Origin of the sequence: Streptacidiphilus anmyonensis (assembly GCF_000787855.1) — a bacterium.
Taxonomy (GTDB): domain Bacteria; phylum Actinomycetota; class Actinomycetes; order Streptomycetales; family Streptomycetaceae; genus Streptacidiphilus; species Streptacidiphilus anmyonensis.
The window spans coordinates 76,609-98,763 of sequence record NZ_BBPQ01000005.1; the positions used below are offsets into that span (position 1 = coordinate 76,609).

At 72.2% G+C, this 22,155-nt stretch carries 16 protein-coding genes and 2 pseudogenes; 9 read left to right on the top strand and 9 right to left on the bottom strand.

All coding sequences use genetic code 11. The features are described 5' to 3' along the window. Nucleotides 1-14: 14 nt before the first annotated feature. The 8 genes and pseudogenes from TR50_RS07865 (at nucleotide 15) to TR50_RS07900 (ending at nucleotide 8,890) form a co-directional block, all read left to right on the top strand. On the top strand, nucleotides 15-1,553 hold the full coding sequence (locus TR50_RS07865; RefSeq protein WP_042416582.1) for an MFS transporter: 1,539 nt from the start codon (nucleotides 15-17) through the stop codon (nucleotides 1,551-1,553). A 295-nt stretch (nucleotides 1,554-1,848) separates the two neighbouring features. After that, a pseudogene (ctaD, locus tag TR50_RS07870) lies at nucleotides 1,849-3,510 on the top strand (aa3-type cytochrome oxidase subunit I); the annotation flags it as partial. Between the two features lie 15 nt (nucleotides 3,511-3,525). Further along, the gene (locus tag TR50_RS07875) at nucleotides 3,526-3,927 is read left to right on the top strand and encodes a hypothetical protein (RefSeq protein ID WP_369405704.1); all 402 of its coding nucleotides are present in this window, start codon (nucleotides 3,526-3,528) and stop codon (nucleotides 3,925-3,927) included. A 148-nt stretch (nucleotides 3,928-4,075) separates the two neighbouring features. Further along, nucleotides 4,076-4,882, top strand: coding sequence for a PspA/IM30 family protein (locus TR50_RS07880; RefSeq protein WP_042416588.1), 807 nt, complete (start codon nucleotides 4,076-4,078; stop codon nucleotides 4,880-4,882). A gap of 136 nt (nucleotides 4,883-5,018) precedes the next feature. Continuing rightward, the gene (locus TR50_RS07885; protein WP_052440839.1) at nucleotides 5,019-5,840 is read left to right on the top strand and encodes a hypothetical protein; all 822 of its coding nucleotides are present in this window, start codon (nucleotides 5,019-5,021) and stop codon (nucleotides 5,838-5,840) included. A 34-nt stretch (nucleotides 5,841-5,874) separates the two neighbouring features. Continuing rightward, complete coding sequence (locus TR50_RS07890; protein WP_052440840.1) at nucleotides 5,875-6,456, top strand: RipA family octameric membrane protein; 582 nt, start codon at nucleotides 5,875-5,877, stop codon at nucleotides 6,454-6,456. Further along, a complete protein-coding gene (locus TR50_RS07895) occupies nucleotides 6,453-6,755 on the top strand; it encodes a DUF7701 domain-containing protein (protein WP_042416589.1) in 303 nt (100 codons plus the stop codon). Before TR50_RS07890 ends, TR50_RS07895 begins: the two co-directional genes overlap by 4 nt. A gap of 269 nt (nucleotides 6,756-7,024) precedes the next feature. After that, nucleotides 7,025-8,890, top strand: a complete 1,866-nt coding sequence (locus TR50_RS07900; RefSeq protein ID WP_042416592.1) for a glycoside hydrolase family 15 protein — start codon at nucleotides 7,025-7,027, stop codon at nucleotides 8,888-8,890. A gap of 33 nt (nucleotides 8,891-8,923) precedes the next feature. Here the strand turns inward: TR50_RS07900 and TR50_RS07905 are convergent, their stop codons facing one another. From TR50_RS07905 to TR50_RS49675, 3 genes are all read right to left on the bottom strand, one after another. Continuing rightward, on the bottom strand, nucleotides 8,924-9,745 hold the full coding sequence (locus TR50_RS07905) for an SAM-dependent methyltransferase (RefSeq protein ID WP_042416595.1): 822 nt from the start codon (nucleotides 9,743-9,745) through the stop codon (nucleotides 8,924-8,926). Between the two features lie 124 nt (nucleotides 9,746-9,869). After that, entirely contained in the window at nucleotides 9,870-10,751 is an 882-nt protein-coding gene (locus TR50_RS07910; RefSeq protein WP_236654318.1) for an aminoglycoside phosphotransferase family protein, read from the bottom strand. Between the two features lie 189 nt (nucleotides 10,752-10,940). Then, entirely contained in the window at nucleotides 10,941-13,025 is a 2,085-nt protein-coding gene (locus TR50_RS49675) for an alpha/beta hydrolase (RefSeq protein ID WP_042416608.1), read from the bottom strand. A gap of 261 nt (nucleotides 13,026-13,286) precedes the next feature. On the opposite strand from TR50_RS49675, the gene TR50_RS07920 reads away from it, so the two are divergent. Then, nucleotides 13,287-15,575: a glycoside hydrolase family 3 N-terminal domain-containing protein gene (locus tag TR50_RS07920; protein ID WP_052440841.1), complete on the top strand. Its 2,289-nt coding sequence runs from the start codon at nucleotides 13,287-13,289 to the stop codon at nucleotides 15,573-15,575. 62 nt (nucleotides 15,576-15,637) lie between these two features. Here the strand turns inward: TR50_RS07920 and TR50_RS07925 are convergent, their stop codons facing one another. From TR50_RS07925 to kdpB, 6 genes and pseudogenes are all read right to left on the bottom strand, one after another. Beyond that, nucleotides 15,638-16,198, bottom strand: coding sequence for a TetR family transcriptional regulator (locus TR50_RS07925; RefSeq protein WP_042416609.1), 561 nt, complete (start codon nucleotides 16,196-16,198; stop codon nucleotides 15,638-15,640). Nucleotides 16,199-16,538: 340 nt separating this feature from the next. Then, nucleotides 16,539-16,673, bottom strand: a pseudogene (locus TR50_RS48530) (ClpX C4-type zinc finger protein); the annotation flags it as partial. Between the two features lie 87 nt (nucleotides 16,674-16,760). Then, entirely contained in the window at nucleotides 16,761-17,363 is a 603-nt protein-coding gene (locus tag TR50_RS07935; RefSeq protein WP_042416616.1) for a hypothetical protein, read from the bottom strand. Nucleotides 17,364-17,442: 79 nt separating this feature from the next. After that, complete coding sequence (locus tag TR50_RS07940; RefSeq protein WP_042416619.1) at nucleotides 17,443-20,046, bottom strand: sensor histidine kinase; 2,604 nt, start codon at nucleotides 20,044-20,046, stop codon at nucleotides 17,443-17,445. 35 nt (nucleotides 20,047-20,081) lie between these two features. Then, the gene (gene kdpC, locus TR50_RS07945) at nucleotides 20,082-20,711 is read right to left on the bottom strand and encodes a potassium-transporting ATPase subunit KdpC (RefSeq protein WP_042416623.1); all 630 of its coding nucleotides are present in this window, start codon (nucleotides 20,709-20,711) and stop codon (nucleotides 20,082-20,084) included. Between the two features lie 24 nt (nucleotides 20,712-20,735). Continuing rightward, a partial coding sequence (gene kdpB / locus TR50_RS07950) for a potassium-transporting ATPase subunit KdpB (protein WP_042416627.1) occupies nucleotides 20,736-22,155 on the bottom strand: 1,420 nt, incomplete at its 5' end.

Consider the following 22,155-nt stretch of genomic DNA (forward strand, 5'->3'; position numbering starts at 1 on the left):
GGGAGGTGGACCGCATGGAGAAGAAGTGGTGGACGCTGATCGCGGTGTGCGTCGGCACGTTCATGCTGCTCCTCGACGTGACGATCGTCGTGGTCGCGCTGCCGGACATCCAGCGGGCCCTGCACGCCACCTTCAGCGACGTCCAGTGGGTCGTCGACGCCTACGCCCTCGCCCTCGCCTCGTTCCTGCTCACCTCCGGCGTCCTGGCCGACCGCTACGGGCGGCGGCTGCTCTTCCTGATCGGGCTCGTGGTGTTCACCGCCGGGTCGCTGCTGTGCGGACTGGCCCAGACGCCGCTGATGCTGATCCTGTCCCGGGCGGGTCAGGGCGTCGGCGGAGCGATCATGTTCGCCACCTCGCTGGCGCTGCTGGGCCACAGCTTCCGGGGCCGCGACCGCGGTGTCGCCTTCGGTGTGTGGGGCGCGATCACGGGGGTGGCCGTGTCCCTGGGGCCGATCCTCGGCGGGGTGATCACCACCGGCATCAGCTGGCGCGGCATCTTCCTGGTCAACGTGCCCATCGGCATCGCCGCCCTGGCCGTGACCCGGTGGCGGGTGGACGAGTCGCGCGCCGCGCACCCCGGCCGGCTCGACCTGACGGGCTTCGCGCTGCTGACCCTCGGGCTCGTCGGCCTGGTCTACGGCCTGATCCGGGCAGGGGAGGTCGGCTGGGGCGACGCCGGTGCGATCGCGTCCCTGGCGGCGGGCGTGGTGCTGCTGGTGGGCTTCGTCGTCGTCGAACGGGTCGTCACCGACCCGATGTTCGACCTGGGCCTGTTCCGCAAGCCGACCTTCGTGGGCGGCCTCATCGCCGCCTTCGCCATGAACGGCTCGCTGTTCGCGATGCTGGTGTACCTGGTCCTCTACCTCCAGGACATCCTGGGGTATTCGGCGCTGGACACCGGTGTGCGGCTGCTGGTCTCCAGCGGGTCGCTGCTGGTCGCCGCGACCGTGGCGGGGCGGCTGAGCGAACGGGTGTCGGCCCGGTGGCTGATCGGCCCCGGCCTGCTGGCCGTCGGGGCGGGCCTGTTGCTGATGACCGGCCTGAACGGGGAGAGCTCGTGGACGCACCTGATCCCCGGCTTCATCGTGTCCGGCATCGGCGCAGGGTTCGTCAACCCTCCGCTGGCCTCCACGGCCATCGGCGTCGTCGAACCCGAGCGGGCGGGCATGGCGTCCGGCATCAACTCGACGTTCCGTCAGATCGGCCTCGCCACAAGCATCGCCGCGCTGGGCTCGATCTTCACCACCTCGCTGCACAACCGGCTCACCCAGGGGCTGACGGGCACGCCGCTGGCGACCCACTCGGGGCAGATCCTGAACGCCGTCCGCCAGGGCCAGGTCAGCAGCCAGGTCGGCGCGGGGGCGCTGCCGTCCCCACTGCGCGCCCAGCTCCAGTTGCTGATCCGGTCGAGCTTCACCGGGGCGCTGAACACGCTGCTGGTGGTCACCGGCGTGCTGGCGCTGGCCGGCGGCGTGGCGTCACTGCTGCTCATCCGTGACAAGGACTTCATCGTCCGGCAGCCCACGAGCGAGTCTGCTCCGGTGCGATAACCGTCCGAGCGGCGCCGGAACGACAATCGGGCCGGGCTCGGCCGAACGGGTCCGCCCGTGTCACGCGATCGGAGGATCTCCCGCCCGTTCACGGGCATGTCGGCGCCCCGGGGGCGCGAGTCTCGCTAGCGTGCCAACACCCGGCAGACCGCCGCGGATACGGAACATCACCGACACCGGCAGGCGGGCCATCCCCACGTGGGCGCGAGGAGACCCGTTGTACGCTCAACCCACCGCCGCTGTCGAAGAGGCGACCCGCGAGACCAAGCCCGCCAAACTGGGCACAACGATCATCAAGTGGATGACGACCACTGATCACAAGACCATCGGCACGCTCTACATCGTCACCTCTTTCGCGTTCTTCCTGGTCGGCGGCATCATGGCGCTGCTGATCCGCACCCAGCTGATCCAGCCGAACAACGACGTGCTGTCGAACGAGCAGTTCAACCAGGCGTTCACGATGCACGGCACGATCATGCTGCTGATGTTCGCGACGCCGCTCTTCGCCGGCTTCACGAACTGGATCATGCCGCTCCAGATCGGCGCCCCCGACGTGGCCTTCCCGCGTCTGAACATGTTCGCCTACTGGCTGTACCTGTTCGGCTCGCTGATCGCCGTCGGCGGCTTCCTCACCCCGGACGGAGCGGCCGACTTCGGCTGGTTCGCCTACACGCCGCTGTCCGACGCGATCCACAGCCCCGGCATCGGCGGCGACATGTGGATCATGGGCCTGGCCTTCTCGGGCTTCGGCACCATCCTCGGCTCCGTCAACTTCATCACCACCATCCTGTGCATGCGCTGCCCGGGGATGACGATGTTCCGGATGCCGATCTTCGTGTGGAACGTGCTGCTGACGGCGGTCCTGGTGCTGCTGGCGTTCCCGGTCCTGGCCGCCGCGCTGCTGGCGCTGGAGGCGGACCGCAAGTTCGGGGCGCAGGTCTACAACCCGGCCAACGGTGGCGCCATCCTGTGGCAGCACCTGTTCTGGTTCTTCGGTCACCCCGAGGTGTACATCATCGCGCTGCCGTTCTTCGGGATCATCTCGGAGATCATTCCGGTCTTCTCACGCAAGCCGATGTTCGGCTACACCTCGCTGATCGCGGCCACCATCGCCATCGCCGGCCTGTCCGTGACCGTGTGGGCGCACCACATGTACGTCACCGGCGCCGTCCTGCTGCCGTTCTTCTCCTTCATGACGTTCCTGATCGCCGTTCCGACCGGCGTCAAGTTCTTCAACTGGATCGGCACCATGTGGCGGGGCTCGCTCAGCTTCGAGACGCCGATGCTGTGGTGCATCGGCTTCCTGGTCACCTTCGTGTTCGGCGGTCTGACGGGTGTTCTGCTCGCCTCCCCGCCGCTCGACTTCCACGTCTCGGACTCGTACTTCGTCGTCGCCCACTTCCACTACGTGGTCTTCGGCACGGTCGTCTTCGCCATGTTCGCCGGGTTCTTCTTCTGGTGGCCCAAGTGGACCGGGAAGATGCTGGACGAACGCCTCGGCAAGATCCAGTTCTGGATGCTCTTCATCGGCTTCCAGGCGACGTTCCTGGTGCAGCACTGGCTGGGCGCGGAGGGCATGCCGCGTCGTTACGCCACCTACCTCCCCAGCGACGGCTTCACCACGCTCAACGTCGTCTCCTCCTGCGGCTCCTTCCTGCTGGGCCTGTCGATCCTGCCGTTCCTCTACAACGTCTGGCGGACCGGCAAGTACGGCAAGATCACCACCGAGGACGACCCGTGGGGGTACGGGCGCTCCCTGGAGTGGGCGACCTCCAGCCCGCCACCGCGGCACAACTTCCTCACCCTGCCGCGCATCCGCTCCGAATCGCCGGCCTTCGAGCTGCACCACCCCGCGATCGCGGCGCGCGACTACATGGAGAACGTCGGGGAGGTCCCGCCCCACCTCACCGCCGCCGCCGAACGCGAGGCGCGGCGCAAGTCAGGCGGCGAGGACTAGCGGGAGCCCGGACCCGTGGCCGCCGACGACGAACTCCACGCCCCGGAGCGCACCCACGAGCGCACCGCGGACCAGTCCCCTGACCGGACCCCCGACAGCGCCGAAGGTCTGCGGATGCTGGAGGGCTACCTCTACTGGCAGGCGGAGACCGCCCGCGCGCAGGAGGAGGCCGAGCGCTTCGCCGACCGGCTCCCCTGGCTCACGAGCGGCCAGCGCGAGGACGTCATCCGCCTCTACCGGGAGGAGCGCCTGGTGACCTCCCGGGCCTTCCTCGACCGCATCGCGGAGCGGGTGCGCGGACTCCAGCAGGAGTACGCGGCCCGCTACCAGCAGCTGAAGATCCGTGTCGTGGCCGCGTCCTTCGCGGCCACGGCCGGCCTGGTCGCCGCCGACGCCCTGCTACGCCAGACGGGGTGAGCAGGGCGTATCGGGACAGAGACCGGGCAGGAACCACACAGGACCCTTCTGCCGCGGACGCTTCTCCCACGGACGCTCCGCCGACCGCAGGCGCGCGACCTGACCTCGGCGCGCCTCGAAGAGCCGTACCGGGAAGGATGTGAGCCGCATGGGCGTCGCCCGTCGCTTCACGGACGTCTTCAGGATGAAGGCGAACAAGGCCCTGGACCGCGCCGAGGATCCGAGGGAGGTGCTGGACTACGCCTACCAGCGGCAGTTGGGGCTGCTCCAGCAGGTCAAGCGCGGACTGGCGGACGTGGCCACCAGCCGCAAGCGCATCGAGCTGCAGCGCACGCAGCTCGGCCGGACGGCGCAGACGCTCCAGGCGCAGGCGCAGCAGGCGCTCACGGCCGGCCGGGAGGACCTCGCCCGCGAGGCGCTGAGCCGCCGGAGCGCCGTCCTCGAGCAGGACCAGGAGCTCCAGACGCAGCTGGCGACCCTCCAGGAGGAGGAGCAGAAGCTCACCGTGGCCTCCCAGCAGTTGGAGGCCAAGGTCGACGACTTCCGCACCCGCAAGGAGACCGTCAAGGCGACCTACACCGCGGCGGAGGCCCAGACCAGCATCAACGAGGCCGCGACGGGCATCTCGGGGCAGATGGGCGACATCGGCACCGCGATCCAGCGCGCCCAGGACCGGACCGAGGAGCTTCAGGCGCGAGCCGGCGCCCTGGACGAGCTGATGGCCAGCGGGGCCCTGGAGGACCCGAGCTCCCCCGTCGCCCACGACGAACTGCGCGACCAGCTCGACGCGCTCACCGCCGGTGACGGCGTCGAGGCCGAAATCGCGGCCATGAAGGCCGAACTCGCCTCCGGCAAACCCACGGACGCGCCGCCCTCGCTGGAGCCCGCGCCCGAGGAATCCGGGTCCGCGCCGGACAAAGCCGAGGACGAGCCGGACAAACCAGACAAGCCGTAGCAGGACACGCGACTCCGAGCCGACGCTTCCCGGCCATCAGCCTGGCCGAAGGGCATGTGCATGACGACTTGTTCGGCTACGGTGGGTCATGGGTGTATCACCGGGCGACACGGGGACGGACTTGGTTTTGGCGCGCATGTCCTTATGGCACACCGAGGAGAGCCGACCGGAGGGCACCCCGCCCGGCGCCGGCGGGTGGGCTCCACGGGTCTTCGCGATCGGCCGCAGGCTCGCCGTGCGCGGCGGACAGCGCTGCACCGACCTGATCGACTCGCTCGATCCGCTCCCCGACCCCCGTTACGTGCTCTACCTGCGCCCCTTCACCAACGACATCACCCTGGCGCAGGCCCTGGTGCGCCGCTTCGCGCGGTTCGGACGCGTCGTGGCGGTCGGACGGCCCGGGGAACGTCCGCCTCCGGTGGGCGCGCTGCGCGGGCAACTGCCCCGCGACGACTGGCAGGGGCCGGTCAGCACACTGATCGCCGGGGCCCACGTCGTGCTGATGGCGGCGGGCCCCGGACCCGGCACGGTGTGGGAGTTCACCGAGGCGGTGCGGCTGCTGGACCCGGCCCGGCTGGTGCTGCTGATCTACTGCGACGCCGAGACCTACGACCGCTTCCGCGGGGCCGTCGCCGCCGAGTACCGGCGCCGCCTGAACGCCGAACCACCGGATCCCGACCGGCCGTGGCCACTGCTGCCCCCGCTGCCGGACTACCCCGGACCCGTCCGGCCGGGGCGGACCGCCGGCGCCCGCTGGGACCTCGTGCTCAAGGGCGTCGTCGTGTTCGCCCCGGACTGGACCGCCGGCTTCATCCGCTTCGTGCCGACGCCGCGCCGCCTGCCGGGCCCGCGCCCCCTGGACCGCCTGGTCGACCACGCGCTCCGGCCGGTGATGGCGCAGTTGGACGGCTTGGCCGCGCCGCGCCGCCACCCGAGCGGCACCGACCTTCCCGACTGACCGACGAGCGATCCGACGACAGAGGTCTTTGCCGATGGCGATTCCCCAGCAGGGCAGGGCGTTCAGCACCGAGCCGATGGCCCACGGGCTCGACGAGTCGGTCATCGTCGTGGTCGAGCTCTACAAGCTCGCGGTCGAGATGGCCGACCGCGTCTCGGCCCGCCGCTCGGTCGCCAACGCGTTCTTCCTCTCCATCCAGACGGCGTTCCTCGGCGCGGTCGGGGTCACCCTGGCGAGCGTGCGCAGTGAGCCCGGATGGCTCGCCCCCGTCATCACCCTCGCCGGATTCGCGATCTCGGCGGCCTGGTGGCTCCAACTGCGCAGCTACCGCGACCTCAACGCGGCGAAGTTCCAGGTCATCAACAAGGTCGAGACACAGCTCCCGATCCGGATCTTCTCCGACGAGTGGGCCCTGCTCAAGCCCGCCTCCGCCGCGTCCCCCGCCGCGGTGTCACCCGCCGCGGTGTCGCCCTCCGCGTCGGCCACCGCGACGGAGGCCGGGCCGCCCTCCCTGAAGGGCCACCACTACACGGAGTTGGGCGCCAGCGAGCGGACCATCCCGTGGATCTTCGCAGCCTTGCACGCCCTGCTGCTGCTCGGAAGGATGCTGGGGTGACGTATCTCAGCGATGACGCGGCGCTCATCAGAGGCAACCTCCCCGCAAGCGCCCAGCCGCCGTCCGACGCGGACGCGCTGTTCCTGCTGTACGCGGTGCTCATGCGCGCCAAGGGCGAGCAGGTGACCGCGTCGGACGTGCACGACGCCTGGGCGGCGTGGCAACAGAGCCTGAACCCGGAACATCCGGCCCTGGTCCCCTTCCGCGAGCTGGCCCCGGCCGTTCAGGACGAGGACGAGCCCTACGTGGCGGCGATCCATGCGGCGACCCGCATCCTGGCGGCGCAGAGCCGGGTGTGACCGGGCGACCACACCGGGTGGAAACCACTCGCAGGGGTGCATGCTGACCTCTTCCCCGGTTCTGACCTGCGGCGATATGGTGCTGGAACTGGTTTTGAGCGGCCAGTGAGCCCCGGTGCGACCCCCCGACGCACCGGGGCCGACCGCTGTCCGGCGTCCGCCGGTCCCCTCGGGTGCACCTCAGCCGTTCGGCTCAGCGCGGAACGCGGGCGGTCGGCGATCCGGCGAGGCTTGTTCAGGAAGCCCGCTTCTCCGCCGGAGGTCCCGCCATGCGCCGCTATCCGCCGATCGCCGACCACGGACTCATCGGAGACCTCCAGACCGCCGCACTGGTCTCCTCCGAGGGCGTGATCGACTGGTTCTGTGCTCCGCGCTTCGACTCACCGAGCCTGTTCGCGTCCCTGCTCGACCACGACAAGGGCGGCCACTTCGCCATCACCGCGGACGTGGAGGATCCGGCGGACGTCACCATCCGCCAGCTCTACCTCCCGGACACCGCCATCGTCATCACCCGGTTCCTGACCGTGGACGGGATCGGCGAGGTCGTCGACTTCATGCCGCTCGACAACCCGTCGACGGCGCACGACCGGCGCCGCATCTTCCGCGCCGTGCGGGTCGTGCGGGGAAGGGTCCGCTTCCGTCTGGAGTGCAGGCCCCGGTTCGACTACGGCCGCGCGGAGCACGAGACGGCGACCGGGCCGAACGGGGTCACCTTCCGCTCGGAGGCGGGGACCGCCCACCTCCAGCCGTTCGGGCCGATCAGCCTGGACGTCGACGACCGCGACGTGGTCACCCGGTTCACCCTGCACCACGGCGAACTCGCGGCCGTGCTGCTGACCACCGGCGCACCGGGCGACCTCGTGCCGGAGCCGCTGGGCGAGGCGGAGGGCCGCGAGCTGTTCTACGACACCATCCGCTTCTGGCACGAGTGGATCAGCCGCTGCCTCTACAAGGGCCGCTGGCAGCAGGTGGTCAACCGCTCCGCGATCACCCTGAAGCTGCTCAGCTACGCGCCGACCGGCGCGTTCCTCGCCGCCGCGACCACAGGCCTGCCCGAACAGGTCGGCGGCGAGCGCAACTGGGACTACCGCTTCACCTGGGTGCGCGACGCCTCGCTCTCCGTCGGCGCGCTGATCGGGCTCGGCTACAACGACGAGGCCGACGCCTTCCGCGCCTGGCTGGGCCAGCGGATGGTGGACGGCGGGACCGCGAACGGCGAGCCGCTGCAGATCATGTACCGGATCGACGGGGACGCGCACCTGGTCGAGGAGACCCTGGACCATTTCGAGGGCTACCGCGGCTCCGCGCCGGTCCGGATCGGCAACGGCGCCGCGGACCAGCTGCAGCTGGACATCTACGGCGAGGCGGTCTACGGCCTGACCCAGAACATGCACGTCGCCGACGTGGCCGGCTACGACGGCTGGGTGAAGGTCGCCGAGCTGCTGGACTGGCTCTGCGACCACTGGGACCGTCCGGACGAGGGCATCTGGGAGACGCGCGGCGGCCGCCGCAACTTCACCTACAGCCGCCTGATGTGCTGGGCCGCCTTCGACCGCGCCATCCGGGCCGCGCAGCGCCTCGGGCGCCCCGCCGACCTGGCACGCTGGACCTCCGTGCGTGACGACATCCTGCGGCAGGTGATGGACCAGGGCTGGAACGAGAAGCGGCAGGCCTTCGTCCAGTCCTACGGGGGCGAGGTGCTGGACGCCTCGCTGCTGTGGATGCCGCTGACGGGCTTCCTGGCCCCGCGCGACCGCCGCTGGCTGGCGACGCTGGACGCGATGGGCGAGGAGTTGGTCTCCGACAGCCTCGTCTACCGCTACAACCCCGAGGCCTCCCCCGACGGCCTGCGCGGCAGCGAGGGCACGTTCTCGCTGTGCAGCTTCCTCTACGTCCACGCCCTCGCCCGCGCGGGCCGCATCGAGCTGGCACGCTACGCCTTCGAGAAGATGCTCACCTACGCCAACCACGTCGGGCTCTTCGCCGAGGAGATCGGCCCCACCGGCGAGCAGCTGGGCAACTTCCCGCAGGCCTTCACCCACCTCGCCCTGATCGAGGCGGCCATGGCCCTCGACGAGGAACTCGACCGCGCGACGGGCCGGGAGGAGTTTCCGGCGCGGCCTCCCCTGGTGTGACCGGCCGTCGGCCATGCGGCCCGTCGTCGGACCCTACGGCTTGCGGGCGAGGCCGGCGTAGGCCATGACCTCGTCGTCCGGCGGGATGGGGCCGTCGTCCGGGTCCGGGTGCCAGTGGTTGATCAGCATCACGCCCGGGTCGTCCAGCTCCAGGCCGGTGAAGAAGCGCTCGACCTGGGCGCGGGTGCGCAGGTGGTTCTCTATGCCCGCCTCGCGGTAGCGCCGGGAGGCGATCTCGGCGCGCGCGGGTGAGGAGTCGGCGGTGCCGGCGGTCAGGGCGAGGTAGCTGCCGGAGGGCAGCGCCTCGACCAGCTCGGCGACGAGCGGCAGCGCGGCCTCGTCGGAGAGGAAGTGCACCAGGTTGATCAGCGTCAGCGCCACCGGGCGGTTCAGGTCCAGGGTCTGACGCAGGGCAGGCTCGGCGAGGATCTTGCCGGGCTCGCGCAGGTCGCCGTCGATGTACGCGGTCCGGCCCTCCGAGGTGCCGGCCAGCAGGGCGCGGGCGTGGGCGAGCACGATCGGGTCGTTGTCGACGTAGACGATCCGGATGGCCGGGTCGACGGCCTGGGCGATCTCGTGCAGGTTGGGCGCGGTGGGGATGCCGGTGCCGATGTCGAGGAACTGCCGGATCCCGTGCACGGCGGCCAGCCGCCGGACCATCCGGTGCATCACCGCGCGGGCCGCGGTCGCGGACGCGCGGGAGCCCGGCCACTCGGCGATGATCTTGTCACCCGCGGCTCGGTCGGCGGCGAAGTTGGTCTTGCCGCCCAGCATGTAGTCGTAGACGCGCGCCGCGTGGGCGACGTCGATGTGCAGGTCGACCGCGCGCACGGCGTCGTGCTCGGACGGGTTCATCCAGTCCCCGGACTCAGGACGCTCCACAGGTCAACCTCCGCGCTTCGGGTGCCGAGGCAACTGAACCACATCTGACCGTGACTCGTCAGCGCTGCCCCACCGCAAGACGCCGCCTGACGCCACGTCATGCCAGGGCGGCGCGGAAGGCCCGTTCTCCGATCCCCGCCATGAGCGGGTTGTCCGCCGAGTGACCGAGAAAGACCAGGCCCAGTGCGAGCGCCCACCCGCGCGCCCGTTCCCAGGTCGCGTCGTCGGCCCTGCCGTACGCCCGCCGGAGATCGGCGCGCTGCTCACGCGGCAGGAGCATCCAGGCGACCGCGAGGTCGGTGGCCGGGTCTCCCGAGGTCAGGTCGCCGAAGTCGATCAGCGCGCTGAGCCGACCGCGGTCGACCAGCAGATTGGCCGGGTGCAGATCACCGTGCAGCCACAGGGGTGGACCGTCCCAGGTCGGTGCCGCGAGGGCGCCCTCCCAGACGCGTCGCGCGGCCTCCCGGTCAGCGGCGTCGGGGACGTGCGCCAGGGCCGCGAGAACGCCCTCCGCCCGCCCGGCCAGCGGGATCCCGCGGAACGCGCTCACCGGGGCGTCCGCCGGGGCCGGGGTGTGCAGGGCGGCGAGGAACCCGCCGAGTGCGGTCGCGGCCGCCCCCAGGTCGTCCGGAGGGGTGGTCGCGGCGATCCGGCCGGGCAGGTAGGGAACGATGCTCCACGCCCACGGGTACGCCTCGCTCGGCTGTCCGGTGCGCACGGGCACCGGCACGGGCAGCGGCAGACGCGCCGCGAGCCGCGGCAGCCACCGCTGCTCGTGCGCGAGCAGTTCGGCCGCCACGGCCCGCCTGGGCAGTCGGACGAGGAACTCCGCGCCGAGCCGGCACACGAGGTTGTCCCAGCCGTTGGCCAGCACCTCGACGCCGAGGCCCGCCAGATCGGGGTGCTGCTCGTCCAGCAGCCGACGCACCAGGCCGACGGAGACGTCGACCTCGGCAGCGGGCATCCGGTGAACGGTCATGCCAGGAGCCTACGTTCACGCGCTACCCCCGCGCGAACACCCGCAGCGACGGGCAGACCGCGACGACGGTCGCGAGCAGCACAGCACGAGGACCACGCCCGGACCTCCCCAGCCCCCACGCCCGACCCGACGATGCCGTGACTCCCGCCCTGTCCCGGCGGCTCCCGGCCGACGGACCCGGCGTCGGGCTCACGGCGTCGACATGGTGGCCAGCAACGGCGCTCCGGAGGACGTGCCGGTGAGGGTGACGGTCGGGTCGGCGGCGAAGGTGTTCCAGCTCGCGTTCACGGTGACGTCCGGCCCCTGGGCCGGACGGACGGTCAGCCGGGCGGTGACGGAGCCGTCGGACCGGTCCCAGACGGCGGTGCCGCTCGTGCTCGCGTCGGCGACCCAGCGGGCGGCGGAGAAGGTGAAGGTGGTCCTGCCGTTCCCAGAGGCCGACCAACTCCCGCCCCGCAGACCGGAGTCCCGTCCGGAGTCGAGGTAGCCCCAGCGGCCGAGGGCGTCGTCGACGGTGGCGACGCCCGTCGCGGCGGCGCTCAGGGCGTCCGGGCCGGCCTGGTCGCCGGGCTGTGCGGTGGCGGGGACGACGTCGGCGAGCTGCTCGGGGTACGTCGCCAGGGTCGGGATCGGCGGCGTGCTGCCGGTGCAGCCGGTGTCGAGGCTCGCGAGCGCGCCGGGATCGGCGGTGAACTGCCGGTAGAGGTTCTGTCCGCACGCCTCGGGGCCGGGCCAGGCGGGGTCGGCCATGGCCGTGATGTGGGTGAGGTTGGGGACGCCGACGAACCGTGCGGAGGGGCCCATCTGCTGGGCGACGCGCTGTCCGCCGACGGCCGGGGTCAGCGAGTCGAGGTCGCCGCCCAGGACCAGGACCGGCAGGTCCGGCGGCGCCAGCGGCGGCGTCGCGGTGATCGGCGGGTCGCTGTGCACGGGGGCGGGCCAGCCCAGGCACCCGGTGAAGGCGTCGGTGTAGGCGTTCACCCCGGCCCACTCGGCCGCCGTGAACGGGGCGAAGGCGTCGGCCGGTTGGCCCGCCTCGGCCTGCTGGAGCTGCCGGGCGCGCTGCGCGGGCGGGGCGGCCATGGAGAACAGCTGCGGGTAGTCGGTGCAGGCGACGGCGAAGTAGAGGCCGTCGGAGTACGAGGGCGGCGCGGGCATGGTGTTGTCGTAGCCGATGGACTGCGCCGCCAGGCGCAGCAGCGGCGCGGAGTCGCCGTGGTCGAGGACGGCGTCGGCGGCCGCGGCGAGGCTCTTGTCGACGGAGCGGTCGAAGCCCGCGTTGGCGACCAGGTCGACGAGGGTGGCGACGGTGACGGTCTCGGTGACGGTGTGTCCGCTCAGGTCGGTGGTGGCGCCGGTGATCGGCGCGGTCCGCAGCTGGGCGGCCAGTTGCGTGATCGCCGTCCACGGGTCCCGCGGCGCGGCGGCCGCGCAGGCGGGCGAGCGCCGGCAGGCGAGGTCGAAGGCCGTGTGGGCGGTGGTGAGCGTGGTCGGGTACCAGGGGTTGAGCCCGAGCACTTCGTAGGAGGCGTCCAGGGTGACCGAGCGCAGCGTCTGCGGGTAGCGGGAGGCATAGGTCTGGGCGAACCAGGTGCCGTAGGAGTCGCCGTACAGGTCGACCTTGGGCAGTTGCAGGCGCTGGAGCACGTCGGCGAGGTCGCGTGCGGCGTTGGCGGTGCCGAAGAGGTCGGCGGCGTGGGCCCAACTGCCGTCGGAGCGCTTCCAGGTGTGGTCGAGCTGGTCGCCGCAGGAGGCGACGGCCTGGCGGAAGGCGTCGCTGTCCGTGGAGCCGTGGAAGTTCGTCAGGCCGGAGCAGTTGATCGGCTGGGACCGGCCGGTGCCGCGCAGGTCGAAGACGAGCAGGTTGCGCTGGGCGCGCAGCGGTCCGAGCAGGCCGAGGTAGCCCGAGCGCGAGGAGGTGGAGCCCCAGCCGGGGCCGCCGTCGACGGCGACGACGGTGCCCTGGGCCGTGCCGGTCGCCGGGTACCACTCGAAGCCGACGCCGATGGTCGGACCGCCCGGGTCGGTGCGGTCCAGCGGCTCCGCGACCTTGCCGCACCAGCCGGTGGGGTTGGTCTCGCAGGCGGACAGGCGCACCGAGCCCACCTGGAGCGACTGCGAGGCGCTCGGCAACGCAGAGGCCGCGGGAAGAGAGGCCGCGGGAGCGGTGGCCGCAGGAAGGGAGGCCGCGACCGCGGGGGCCGCCGGCACCGCCAGGGCCGCCGCGAGCGCGACGACGACCCCGCGCGCACCGCCCGTGCTGATTCGCCGCATGCTTCGACCCATGGCCGCCTTCCGTCGGACGCGTGGAGCGTGACATGTCCGGAGCTACTTGGAGCTTCCCCCACCGAGGCTGTCGGAGAACCCGCCCGACATCGTTCAACATATAAACCGATCCATGAATGCGCAGCTCAGCTGCCACGCTTGAGAGCGCTCTCTGTTCAAGAGATTGACGCGTGCATCCCACCCCGCTTCAATCGGCTTCCAGTTCGTGTCGTGACGCCCACCCGTCCCTCCCACGGATTGGAAGTGCCCGTGCGCCCAGCACGTCGTCACCTCGCCACCTTCACCGGCCTCGCCCTGCTCGGCGGGATCCTCACCGGCGTCGGCGCGGCGCCCGCACCCGCCGCCGCCCGCACGCCGCTCTACCTCGACGCCAAGGCCCCGATCCCCGACCGCGTCGCCGACCTGCTGCACCGCATGACGCTCAAGGAGAAGATCGGCCAGATGGACCAGGAGGCCCTGGTCACCGTCCAGGGCACCTGCAACTGGAGCGGCGGCGCGCTCAACGACGCGTGCCTGCACAGCGTCCTGGTCGACAACGCGGCCGGATCGATCCTCTCCGGCGGCGGCATGCCGCCCGCGGTCAACACGCCCGAGGACTGGGCCCGGATGACCAACACGATCCAGCGCTACGCGATCACCAACTCGCGCCTGCACATCCCGATCCTCTACGGCATCGACGCCGTCCACGGGCACAACAACGTGCTCGGGGCGACCATGTTCCCGCAGCAGATCGGCATGGGCGCCACCTGGGACCCGGCGCTGGAGCGAAGCGTCGAGCAGTCGACGCAGCGCGCCGTGGCGGCCACCGGCATCAACTGGGCGTTCGGTCCGGTCGCCGAGGTCGCCCGGGACCAGCGCTGGGGCCGCTACTACGAGGCCTTCTCCGAGGACCCGCTGCTCACCGGCACCATGGCCGCCTCGGCGGTGAAGGGCCTTCAGGACGCCTCCAGCGGGACGAGGATCGCCGCCACGGTCAAGCACTTCGCCGGCTACTCGCAACCGCTCAACGGCCACGACCGGGTGCCGGCCGACTACTCGCCGCGCTACCTCCAGGACACCATCCTGCCCGCCTACCGGCAGGCGATCGGCGCGGGCGCGCTCAGCGTCATGGCCGACTCCGGCGCGGTCAACGGCGTCCCCGTCACCGCCTCCCACTACCTGCTCACCACCGTGCTGCGCGACCAGTACCACTTCGACGGCGTGGTGGTCAGCGACTGGAGCGACGTCCGCAACCTGCAGACGGCCTATCACATCGCCGCCGACTACCCGGATGCGATCGCCAAGGCGGTCAACGCCGGGGTCGACATGGCGATGGAGCCGACCAACGCCACCGACTTCACGAACTCCGCGCTCGCGGCCGTGCAGCGCGGGCTGATCTCCCAGCAGCGCATCGACCAGGCCGTCTCCCGGATCCTGACCATGAAGTTCAAGCTGGGCCTGTTCGAGCACCCGTACGTGGACGCCTCCAAGGCGGACGCGATCGTCGACGGCGCGGACCTGCCGCTCGCACGGCAGGCGGCGACGGAGTCCTCGGTCCTGCTGCGCAACCAGGGCGGTGTCCTGCCGTTCGGCTCGGACGTCCACAAGATCGTGGTCACCGGTCCGAGCGCCGACAACATCGACAACCAGATGGGCGGTTGGACGATCGGCTGGCAGGGTGTGCCCAGCGGCACGGACGTCGGCGGGACGACCGTGCTCGCCGGTCTGCGCGAGGAGGCCCCCGCCGGAACCTCGATCGACTACCAGGCGGACGCGGGCGCGGCGGTCGGCGACCTGAAGAGCGCGGACGCGGCCGTGGTCGTCGTCGGCGACACCCCGGGCGCGGAGGGCCCCAACGACCACCCGGACCCGGAGCTCGCGCCCGACCAGCAGGCGGAGGTGGCGGCCCTCCAGGCGACCGGCAAGCCCGTCGTGGTCGTCGTGATCGCCGACCGGCCGCTGGTGCTGGGCGGCGCCGCGAACACCGCCGGGCTGCTGATGGCCTGGCTGCCGGGTACCGAGGGCGGCCACGCCGTGGCCGACCTGCTCTACGGCAAGGCGAACCCCAGCGGGCGACTGCCGGTCTCGTGGCCCAAGGCGATCGGCAACGAGCCCGAGTTCTACACCCAACTGCCCGGCACCAACAGCGGCACGGACTCCGGCTACAGCCCCCTGTTCGCCTTCGGGGCGGGCCTGTCCTACACCAGCTACCAGATCGGCGCGCCCACACCGGACCGCACGACCGTCGGCACGCACGGCTCGCTGACGGTGAGCGTGCCCGTCGCCGACACCGGTTCGACGGCCGGTGACGCGGTGGTGCCGCTGTACGTCTCCCAGCCCGTCAGCCAGGTGCTGACGCCCGCCAAGTGGCTGGTCGGCTTCACCCGCGTGCACCTGGACGCGGGCGCGCACACCACGGTGAGGATCACCGTCCCGCTCTCGCTGCTCGCCCACACCGAGGGCGACGTCGACAGTGAGGGCGGGCAGGTCGTCGAGCCCGGCAGCTACACGCTGCTGGCGGGCGACGCCACGACCGGGACGTCCTTCACGGTGAGCTGAGGCTGCTCCGACGGCCGAGCCCGGCGGGTCCGCCGGGCTCGGCCCTCAGCGGAGGGCTGCCCTCAGCGGATGACGGCCTTGAGCTCCTCCAGGCCCTCGCGCATGAGTTCGTCGAGCTTGCGCGTCTCGCCCGGGGCGACCCAGCGCTGGAAGGAGACGTGGAAGACGCCGATGCCGGCCTGGGCGGTCAGGCTCGCGGCGGGCTCGCCGACGCCGCGCTCGCGCAGGGTCGCGGCGATGGCCTCGGTGAGCCTCGCCAGTTTGATCAGTTCGCGCTCCTGGAGCTCCGGATTGACCGAGATCACCGAGTGGCGTCGAAGCGCGAAGTCGCGCCGCCCGTCGAACATCTCCCCCAGCGCGTCCAGCGCGGCGGCCGTCGCCTCCAACGGCGAGGCGGCCTCCGGCGCGGCGGCGGCCGCGTCGACCATCAGCTGCTGGAGCGTCGCCGCCCCGTCGAAGAGCACCTCGCGCTTGTCCGCGTAGTGGCGGAAGAAGGTGCGCTCGGTCAGGCCCGCGCGCTCGGCGATCTCCGCGACGGTGGTCTGGTCGAAACCGCGCTCGACGTACAGGTCCAGTGCTGCCTGCGCCAGTCTGCCGCGCCCGTTCGGCTCCCATCTGCCCATGCCCCGATGATAGGCGAGGTCAGCGGCTGACATCGAGCGCCGGGCTCCAGGCGCTGCGCGCCGCCGCGGCGCGGGGACAGCCGTGCCGCACTGACGGGGGTGCTCAGTCCTGGGCGGAGAACTTCTCCCACGCCGACTGCCGGGCCATCCCCATGGCCTCACCGATCCGGACCCACGGCACCCCGCGCCCGCGCAGCCGGTCGACCCAGACCTGGAGACTCGCGTCCACCTGGCCGCTGACCGAGACGATGCGCGGCAGCAGCGCGAGGATCTCCTCGTCCGTCATGGACTCCGACACGGGGATCTCGGGCTTGTCCCCCGACTCCTCGGGCAGCGCGAGGATGTCGACGCACAGGTCCACGCATTCGTTGCAGATGAAGACCCCGGGGCCCGCGATCACCTTGGCGACCTCCTCCTGCGGCTTCGCACAGAACGAGCAGTGGATCGCCTGCTCGGCGGAGAGCTTTCCTGGCATGCGTACGACCTCCGCTACGGCCATTGTCAGGCGGCGCCTGACGCCTTCCCTACGGAGGCTAGCTCGTCAGGTGGCGCCTGACAAGCATCAACGGGCGTCCTGCGTCTGCTCCGTGGCGAGCTCGGGCAGTTCGTGGTCCGGGAACAGCCCGCTCGCGCGCATGGCCGCGACGGCGCGGGGGTCGAGGAGCAGGAGAAGGCCGTCGTTGCCGCCCGCGTAGAGGGTGTGCGCCCGCACCGGGCTCGCGGCGGCCCCGGCCAGCAGGCGGTTGACCACCGCCAGCGGGCGGACGGTCGCCGGCGTCCAGAAGTCGCGGCCGTCCTCCAGGTCGGCCCGTCGCAGGACCGTGCAGCGCACACCGTTGACGGCGACGACGTAGTCGTCCGGGTGGTCACCGTCAGCCGGGGGCGCCGCCTGCGCGTGGAGCGTCAGCCCGTACCGGGCGAGGGCCGGTGCGATCGAGCGGAGGAACCGCACGACGCCGCCCTCGGCGAGCTCCTCCCCGTCGGCGAAGAACTCGACCTGTCCGTGGAGCAGGTCGAAGCGCAGCGGGTACCCGCCGTCGGCGACCTCGGCCTCGGCGGCCGCCCGCGCCCCGGCCGGCAGGTGGTCCCAGAGCCCGTACCGCGCAAGGGCCTTGGCCAGCACCCGGTGCCGCTCGTCCCCTGTACCGCCGCCCCAGGCGTGCACCGGCCCCTCCAGCCCCTCGTCGTCCCCGTCATCCAGGAGGATGCCACCCGGCGCCGACGGCTCACCCGGCGCCGACGGCTCACGCGGCGCCGGACGCCCGCAGCTCCAGGACCATCGTCAGCCCCCCGCCCGGGGTGTCCTCCGGGGCCAGGCCTGCCCCCATGGCCTCGGCGAAGCCGTGGGCCAGGGCGAGGTGGAGGGTGACGCCCGGACGGGAGCCCGGGGGGCGCGGACCGCCGTCGAAGCTGGGGACGGAGGGTTCGAAGAGGCGCCCCGCCTCCCCCGCGCGCAGGCTCGGGCCGTGGTCGACGACACGGAGTTCGACGCGGTCGCCCAGGGCGCTGCCCGCGACGACGACCTCCGCGCCGTCCGGGCCGTGCTCGACCGCGTCGGCGACGAGGTTGGCCAGCACCCGCTCCAGCAGCGTCGGGTCCGCGTCCACCGGCGGGACCGCGTCGAGGCCGCGTGCGTGGAGCCGGGCCGGGCTACCCGCGAACTCCTCGCGCACCGCCGCGAACGCCGCCGCGGGTTCGGTGCGTTCGGGGCGCGGCACCAGCGCGCCCGCGTGCAGCCTGCTCAGGTCGTTGAGGTCCTCGGCCAGTTGGGCCAGACGTTCCAGCGACTCCTCGGCCACGTCCAGGAGTTCGGCCTGACGCGGCGACGGCGCCGGAACGTCCCCGCAGTCGTCCCCCCGCAGGTCCGCGACGGCAGCCAGCGCGACGCCGAGCGGCTCGCGCAGGTCGTGGCTGACGGCGGCGAGCAGCGCGGCGCGGGAGCGCTGCGCCTCCTGGGCGGGGGCCGCCTCGGCGGCGGCGTGGGCGAGGCGGGCCCGGTCGAGCGCGGCGCGGACGTGCGCGGCGAAGGCCGTCAGCACGCGCCGGTCGGCGGCGGGCAGCGGACGGCCGCGCAGCACGAGCGCGGCGTCGTCGGTGACGGCGACCTCCTCGTCGACCGCGCCGTGGCGCGCCGGCTCCGCGTCCGCACCGGCCGAACCGGCGGATCCCTCGGAACGCCCGCCACCGTTCAGGGTGTCCGTCGCCAGGACCGTCTCCGCGCCCGTCTGGTCGCGGGTGACCAGCGCGACGCGGTCCATCGCGAAGGTCTCCCGCAGCCGGGTCAGCAGCGCCGGGATGGTCTCCTCCCCGCCCAGCACGTCGTGCGTGAGCATGGACAGCAGCTCCGCCTCGGCGGTCGCCCGCGCCGCGCGCTGGGCGAGCTGCGCCGCCCGGTCGACCACGCCCGCCACCACCAGCGCGACCGCGACGAAGGCGACGAGCGCGAGCACGTTGTTGGGCTCGGCGATGGTGAAGCGGTGGATGGGCGGGATGAAGTAGTAGTTGAGCAGCAGGGAGGCGACGACGGACGCCAGCAGCGCGGACAGCATGCCGCCGAGCAGCGAGACGCCGACCACGACGGCGAGGAACAGCAGCGTGTCGCTGGTCAGGTTGACCGCGTGCCGGGCCTGGGCCAGCACCAGGGTGAGCAGCACCGGGACGACCACCGCCGCGACGGGCGCGGCGATCCGCCGCAGCGGCGGCAGCGCGGACTGGGCCCGCGAGGGGTTGCGGCCGCCTCCCGCCGCCTCGTGGGTGACCATGTGGACGTCGATGTCGCCGGACATCGCCACCGTCGTCTCGCCGATGCCGAAGCCGGTCAGGGAGCGGCTGAGCCGGCCGCGCCGGCTGGTGCCGAGCACGAGCTGCGTGGCGTTCTCCGCCCGCGCGAAGTCCAGCAGCGCGGTGGGGACGTGGTCGCCGACGACGGAGTGGTAGCTGCCGCCGATGCTCTCCACCAGCTGCCGCTGCGCGGCCAGCGCCGCCGGGGAGGCGTCGGTGAGGCCGTCGCTGCGGGCCACGTGCACGGCCAGCAGCTCCCCGCCCGCCGAGCGGGCGGCGATCCGCGCGGCGCGGCGGATCAGCGTCTCGCCCTCGGAGCCGCCGGTCAGCGCGACGACGACGCGCTCCTTGGTCTCCCACACCCCGCCGATGCCGTGTTCGGCGCGGTAGCGCTGCAGTCCCTCGTCCACCCGGCCGGCGACCCACAGCAGCGCCAGCTCGCGCAGCGCGGTCAGGTTGCCGACGCGGAAGTAGTTCGACAGCGCGGCGTCGACCTTCTCGGGGCCGTAGACGTTGCCGTGGACCATGCGGCGGCGCAGGCCCTCCGGCGGCATGTCGACCAGCTCGATCTGGTCGGCCCGCCGGACGACCTCGTCCGGGACGGTCTCGCGCTGCGGCACGCCGGTGATCTTCTGCACGACGTCGTTGAGCGACTCCAGGTGCTGCACGTTCACCGTCGTCAGCACGTCGATCCCGGCGGCGAGCAGCTCCTCGACGTCCTGCCAGCGCTTGGCGTACCGGCCGCCGGGGATGTTGGTGTGGGCGAGCTCGTCGATGACGGCGACCTCGGGGCGGCGGGCGAGGACGGCGTCGGTGTCCATCTCGGTGAACCGGGCGCCGCGGTACTCGCGTTCCAGGCGCGGCACGGCCTCCAGCCCGGCCAGCCGCTCCTCGGTGCGCGGGCGGCCGTGGGCCTCGACGAGGCCGATGACGACGTCGGTGCCGCGCGCGGCACGGCGGTGGGCCTCGTCGAGCATCCGGAAGGTCTTGCCGACGCCCGGGGCCGCGCCGAGGTAGACCTTCAGGCGGCCCGGCACGGAGCGGACGTGCGCGCGGGGCTCGGTCACAGCGGTCTCCCCTCTCGGGCCGTCCCGTGGAGGCGTCAGCCGAGTCGGGCGAGGGCCAGGTTGAGGGTCACCACGTTCACGCGCTGCTGCCCGAGGAAGCCGAGAACCCGTCCGTCCACGTGGTCGGCGACCAGTTGGCGCACCACGGCGACGGGCAGCCGGCGGCTCCGCGCGACCCGGCCCACCTGCTCATAAGCGTAGGCGGGCGAGATGTCGGGGTCGAGGCCGGAGCCGCTGCCCGTCAACGCGTCGGGCGGCACCGAGGCGGGCAGGACGCCGTCGAAGAGGGCCAGGGCGACCCGGCGCGCCTTGACGAGCTTGGTGAGGCCGGAGTCGTTCGGGCCGAGGTTGGACGCGCCCGAGGCCAGGGCGTCGTAGCCGTCGGTCCCCGCGGCCGACGGGCGCGGCTGGAACCAGCGCGGGTCGGGCAGGGCAGGGGCCTTGGGGTCGATCCTGCGCAGGTCGAAGTTCTGGCCGAGCAGGCTGGAGCCCACGACCTGGCCGTTCAGCCTGACCTGGGAGCCGTTGGCCTGGCCAGGGAAGATCAGCTCACCGATGCCGGTGATGAGCAGCGGGTAGGCGATGCCGCAGACGACGGTGAAGACCAGCAGCAGCAGCAGGCCGGTCAGGTGCAGCCGGACCAGCGGCGGAAGGGGTTTGGCCATGACCGTGCTCCTTTCGGTGCGGCTTCAGTGCAGGCCGGGGACGAACTGGACGACGAGGTCGATGACCTTGATGCCGATGAACGGCAGGATCAGCCCGCCGACGCCGTAGACGCCGAGGTTGCGGCGCAGCAGCGCGGAGGCCGAGGAGGGCCGGTAGCGCACGCCGCGCAGCGCCAGCGGGATCAGGCCGATGATGATCAGGGCGTTGAAGATGATCGCCGAGGTGATCGCGGACGTCGGGCTGTGCAGGTGCATGATGTTGAGGCGGCTGAGCCCCGGGTAGACGCTGGCGAACATGGCCGGGATGATCGCGAAGTACTTGGCCACGTCGTTGGCGATGGAGAAGGTCGTCAACGCGCCGCGCGTGATGAGCAACTGCTTGCCGATCTCGACGATCTCGATGAGCTTGGTCGGGTTGGAGTCCAGGTCGACCATGTTCCCGGCCTCCTTGGCGGCCGAGGTGCCGGTGTTCATCGCCACCCCCACGTCCGCCTGCGCGAGCGCGGGCGCGTCGTTGGTGCCGTCGCCCGTCATCGCCACGAGCTTGCCGCCGGCCTGTTCCTGACGGATCAGCGCCATCTTGTCCTCGGGAGTCGCCTCCGCGAGGTAGTCGTCGACGCCGGCCTCCTCGGCGATCGCGGCGGCCGTCAGCGGGTTGTCACCCGTGATCATGACCGTCTTGATGCCCATCGCCCGCAGGTCGTCGAAGCGCTCCTTGATGCCGTGCTTGACGACGTCCTTGAGGTAGATGACGCCGAGCACGTCGGCGGGCTCGGCGCCGCGCTTCTCGGCGACGACCAGCGGCGTGCCGCCGAGGTTGGAGATCCGGTCCACCACGGTGTCGAGCGCGCCGTCCGCCTGCCCGCCGTGGTCGCGCACCCACGTCGCGACGGCCGCCGCCGCACCTTTGCGGGTCGCGTGCACGCCGCCGGACTCGACGACGTCGACGCCGGACATGCGGGTCTGGGCGGTGAACTCGATCCACGTGGCGTGTTCGAGCTCGCCCTGGTGGCGGGCGCGCAGGCCGTACTTCTCTTTGGCCAGCACCACGATGGAGCGGCCCTCGGGGGTCTCGTCGGCGAGCGAGGAGAGCTGGGCGGCGTCGGCGAGCCGGTTCACGTCCACGGCCCCGACCGGCAGGAACTCGGCGGCCTGGCGGTTGCCGAAGGTGATGGTGCCGGTCTTGTCCAGCAGCAGGGTGGAGACGTCGCCCGCGGCCTCGACGGCGCGCCCGGACATCGCCAGCACGTTGCGCTGCACCAGCCGGTCCATGCCGGCGATCCCGATCGCCGAGAGCAGCGCGCCGATCGTGGTCGGGATCAGCGCGACCAGCAGGGCGACGAGGACGACGATGGTCTGCTCGGCGCCGGCGTAGGTCGCCATCGGCTGGAGGGTCACCACGGCCAGCAGGAAGACGATGGTGAGGGACGCCAGCAGGATGTTC

What these genes read in the sequence shown, in the direction of transcription:
- TR50_RS07865 (WP_042416582.1), top strand. Translation starts at nt 15, where the DNA reads ATGGAGAAGAAGTGGTGGACGCTGATCGCGGTGTGCGTCGGCACGTTC.
- TR50_RS07880 (WP_042416588.1), top strand. Translation starts at nt 4,076, where the DNA reads ATGGGCGTCGCCCGTCGCTTCACGGACGTCTTCAGGATGAAGGCGAAC.
- TR50_RS07885 (WP_052440839.1), top strand. Translation starts at nt 5,019, where the DNA reads ATGTCCTTATGGCACACCGAGGAGAGCCGACCGGAGGGCACCCCGCCC.
- TR50_RS07890 (WP_052440840.1), top strand. Translation starts at nt 5,875, where the DNA reads ATGGCGATTCCCCAGCAGGGCAGGGCGTTCAGCACCGAGCCGATGGCC.
- TR50_RS07900 (WP_042416592.1), top strand. Translation starts at nt 7,025, where the DNA reads ATGCGCCGCTATCCGCCGATCGCCGACCACGGACTCATCGGAGACCTC.
- TR50_RS07905 (WP_042416595.1), bottom strand. Translation starts at nt 9,745, where the DNA reads ATGAACCCGTCCGAGCACGACGCCGTGCGCGCGGTCGACCTGCACATC.
- TR50_RS07910 (WP_236654318.1), bottom strand. Translation starts at nt 10,751, where the DNA reads ATGACCGTTCACCGGATGCCCGCTGCCGAGGTCGACGTCTCCGTCGGC.
- TR50_RS49675 (WP_042416608.1), bottom strand. Translation starts at nt 13,025, where the DNA reads ATGCGGCGAATCAGCACGGGCGGTGCGCGCGGGGTCGTCGTCGCGCTC.
- TR50_RS07925 (WP_042416609.1), bottom strand. Translation starts at nt 16,198, where the DNA reads ATGGGCAGATGGGAGCCGAACGGGCGCGGCAGACTGGCGCAGGCAGCA.
- kdpC (WP_042416623.1), bottom strand. Translation starts at nt 20,711, where the DNA reads ATGGCCAAACCCCTTCCGCCGCTGGTCCGGCTGCACCTGACCGGCCTG.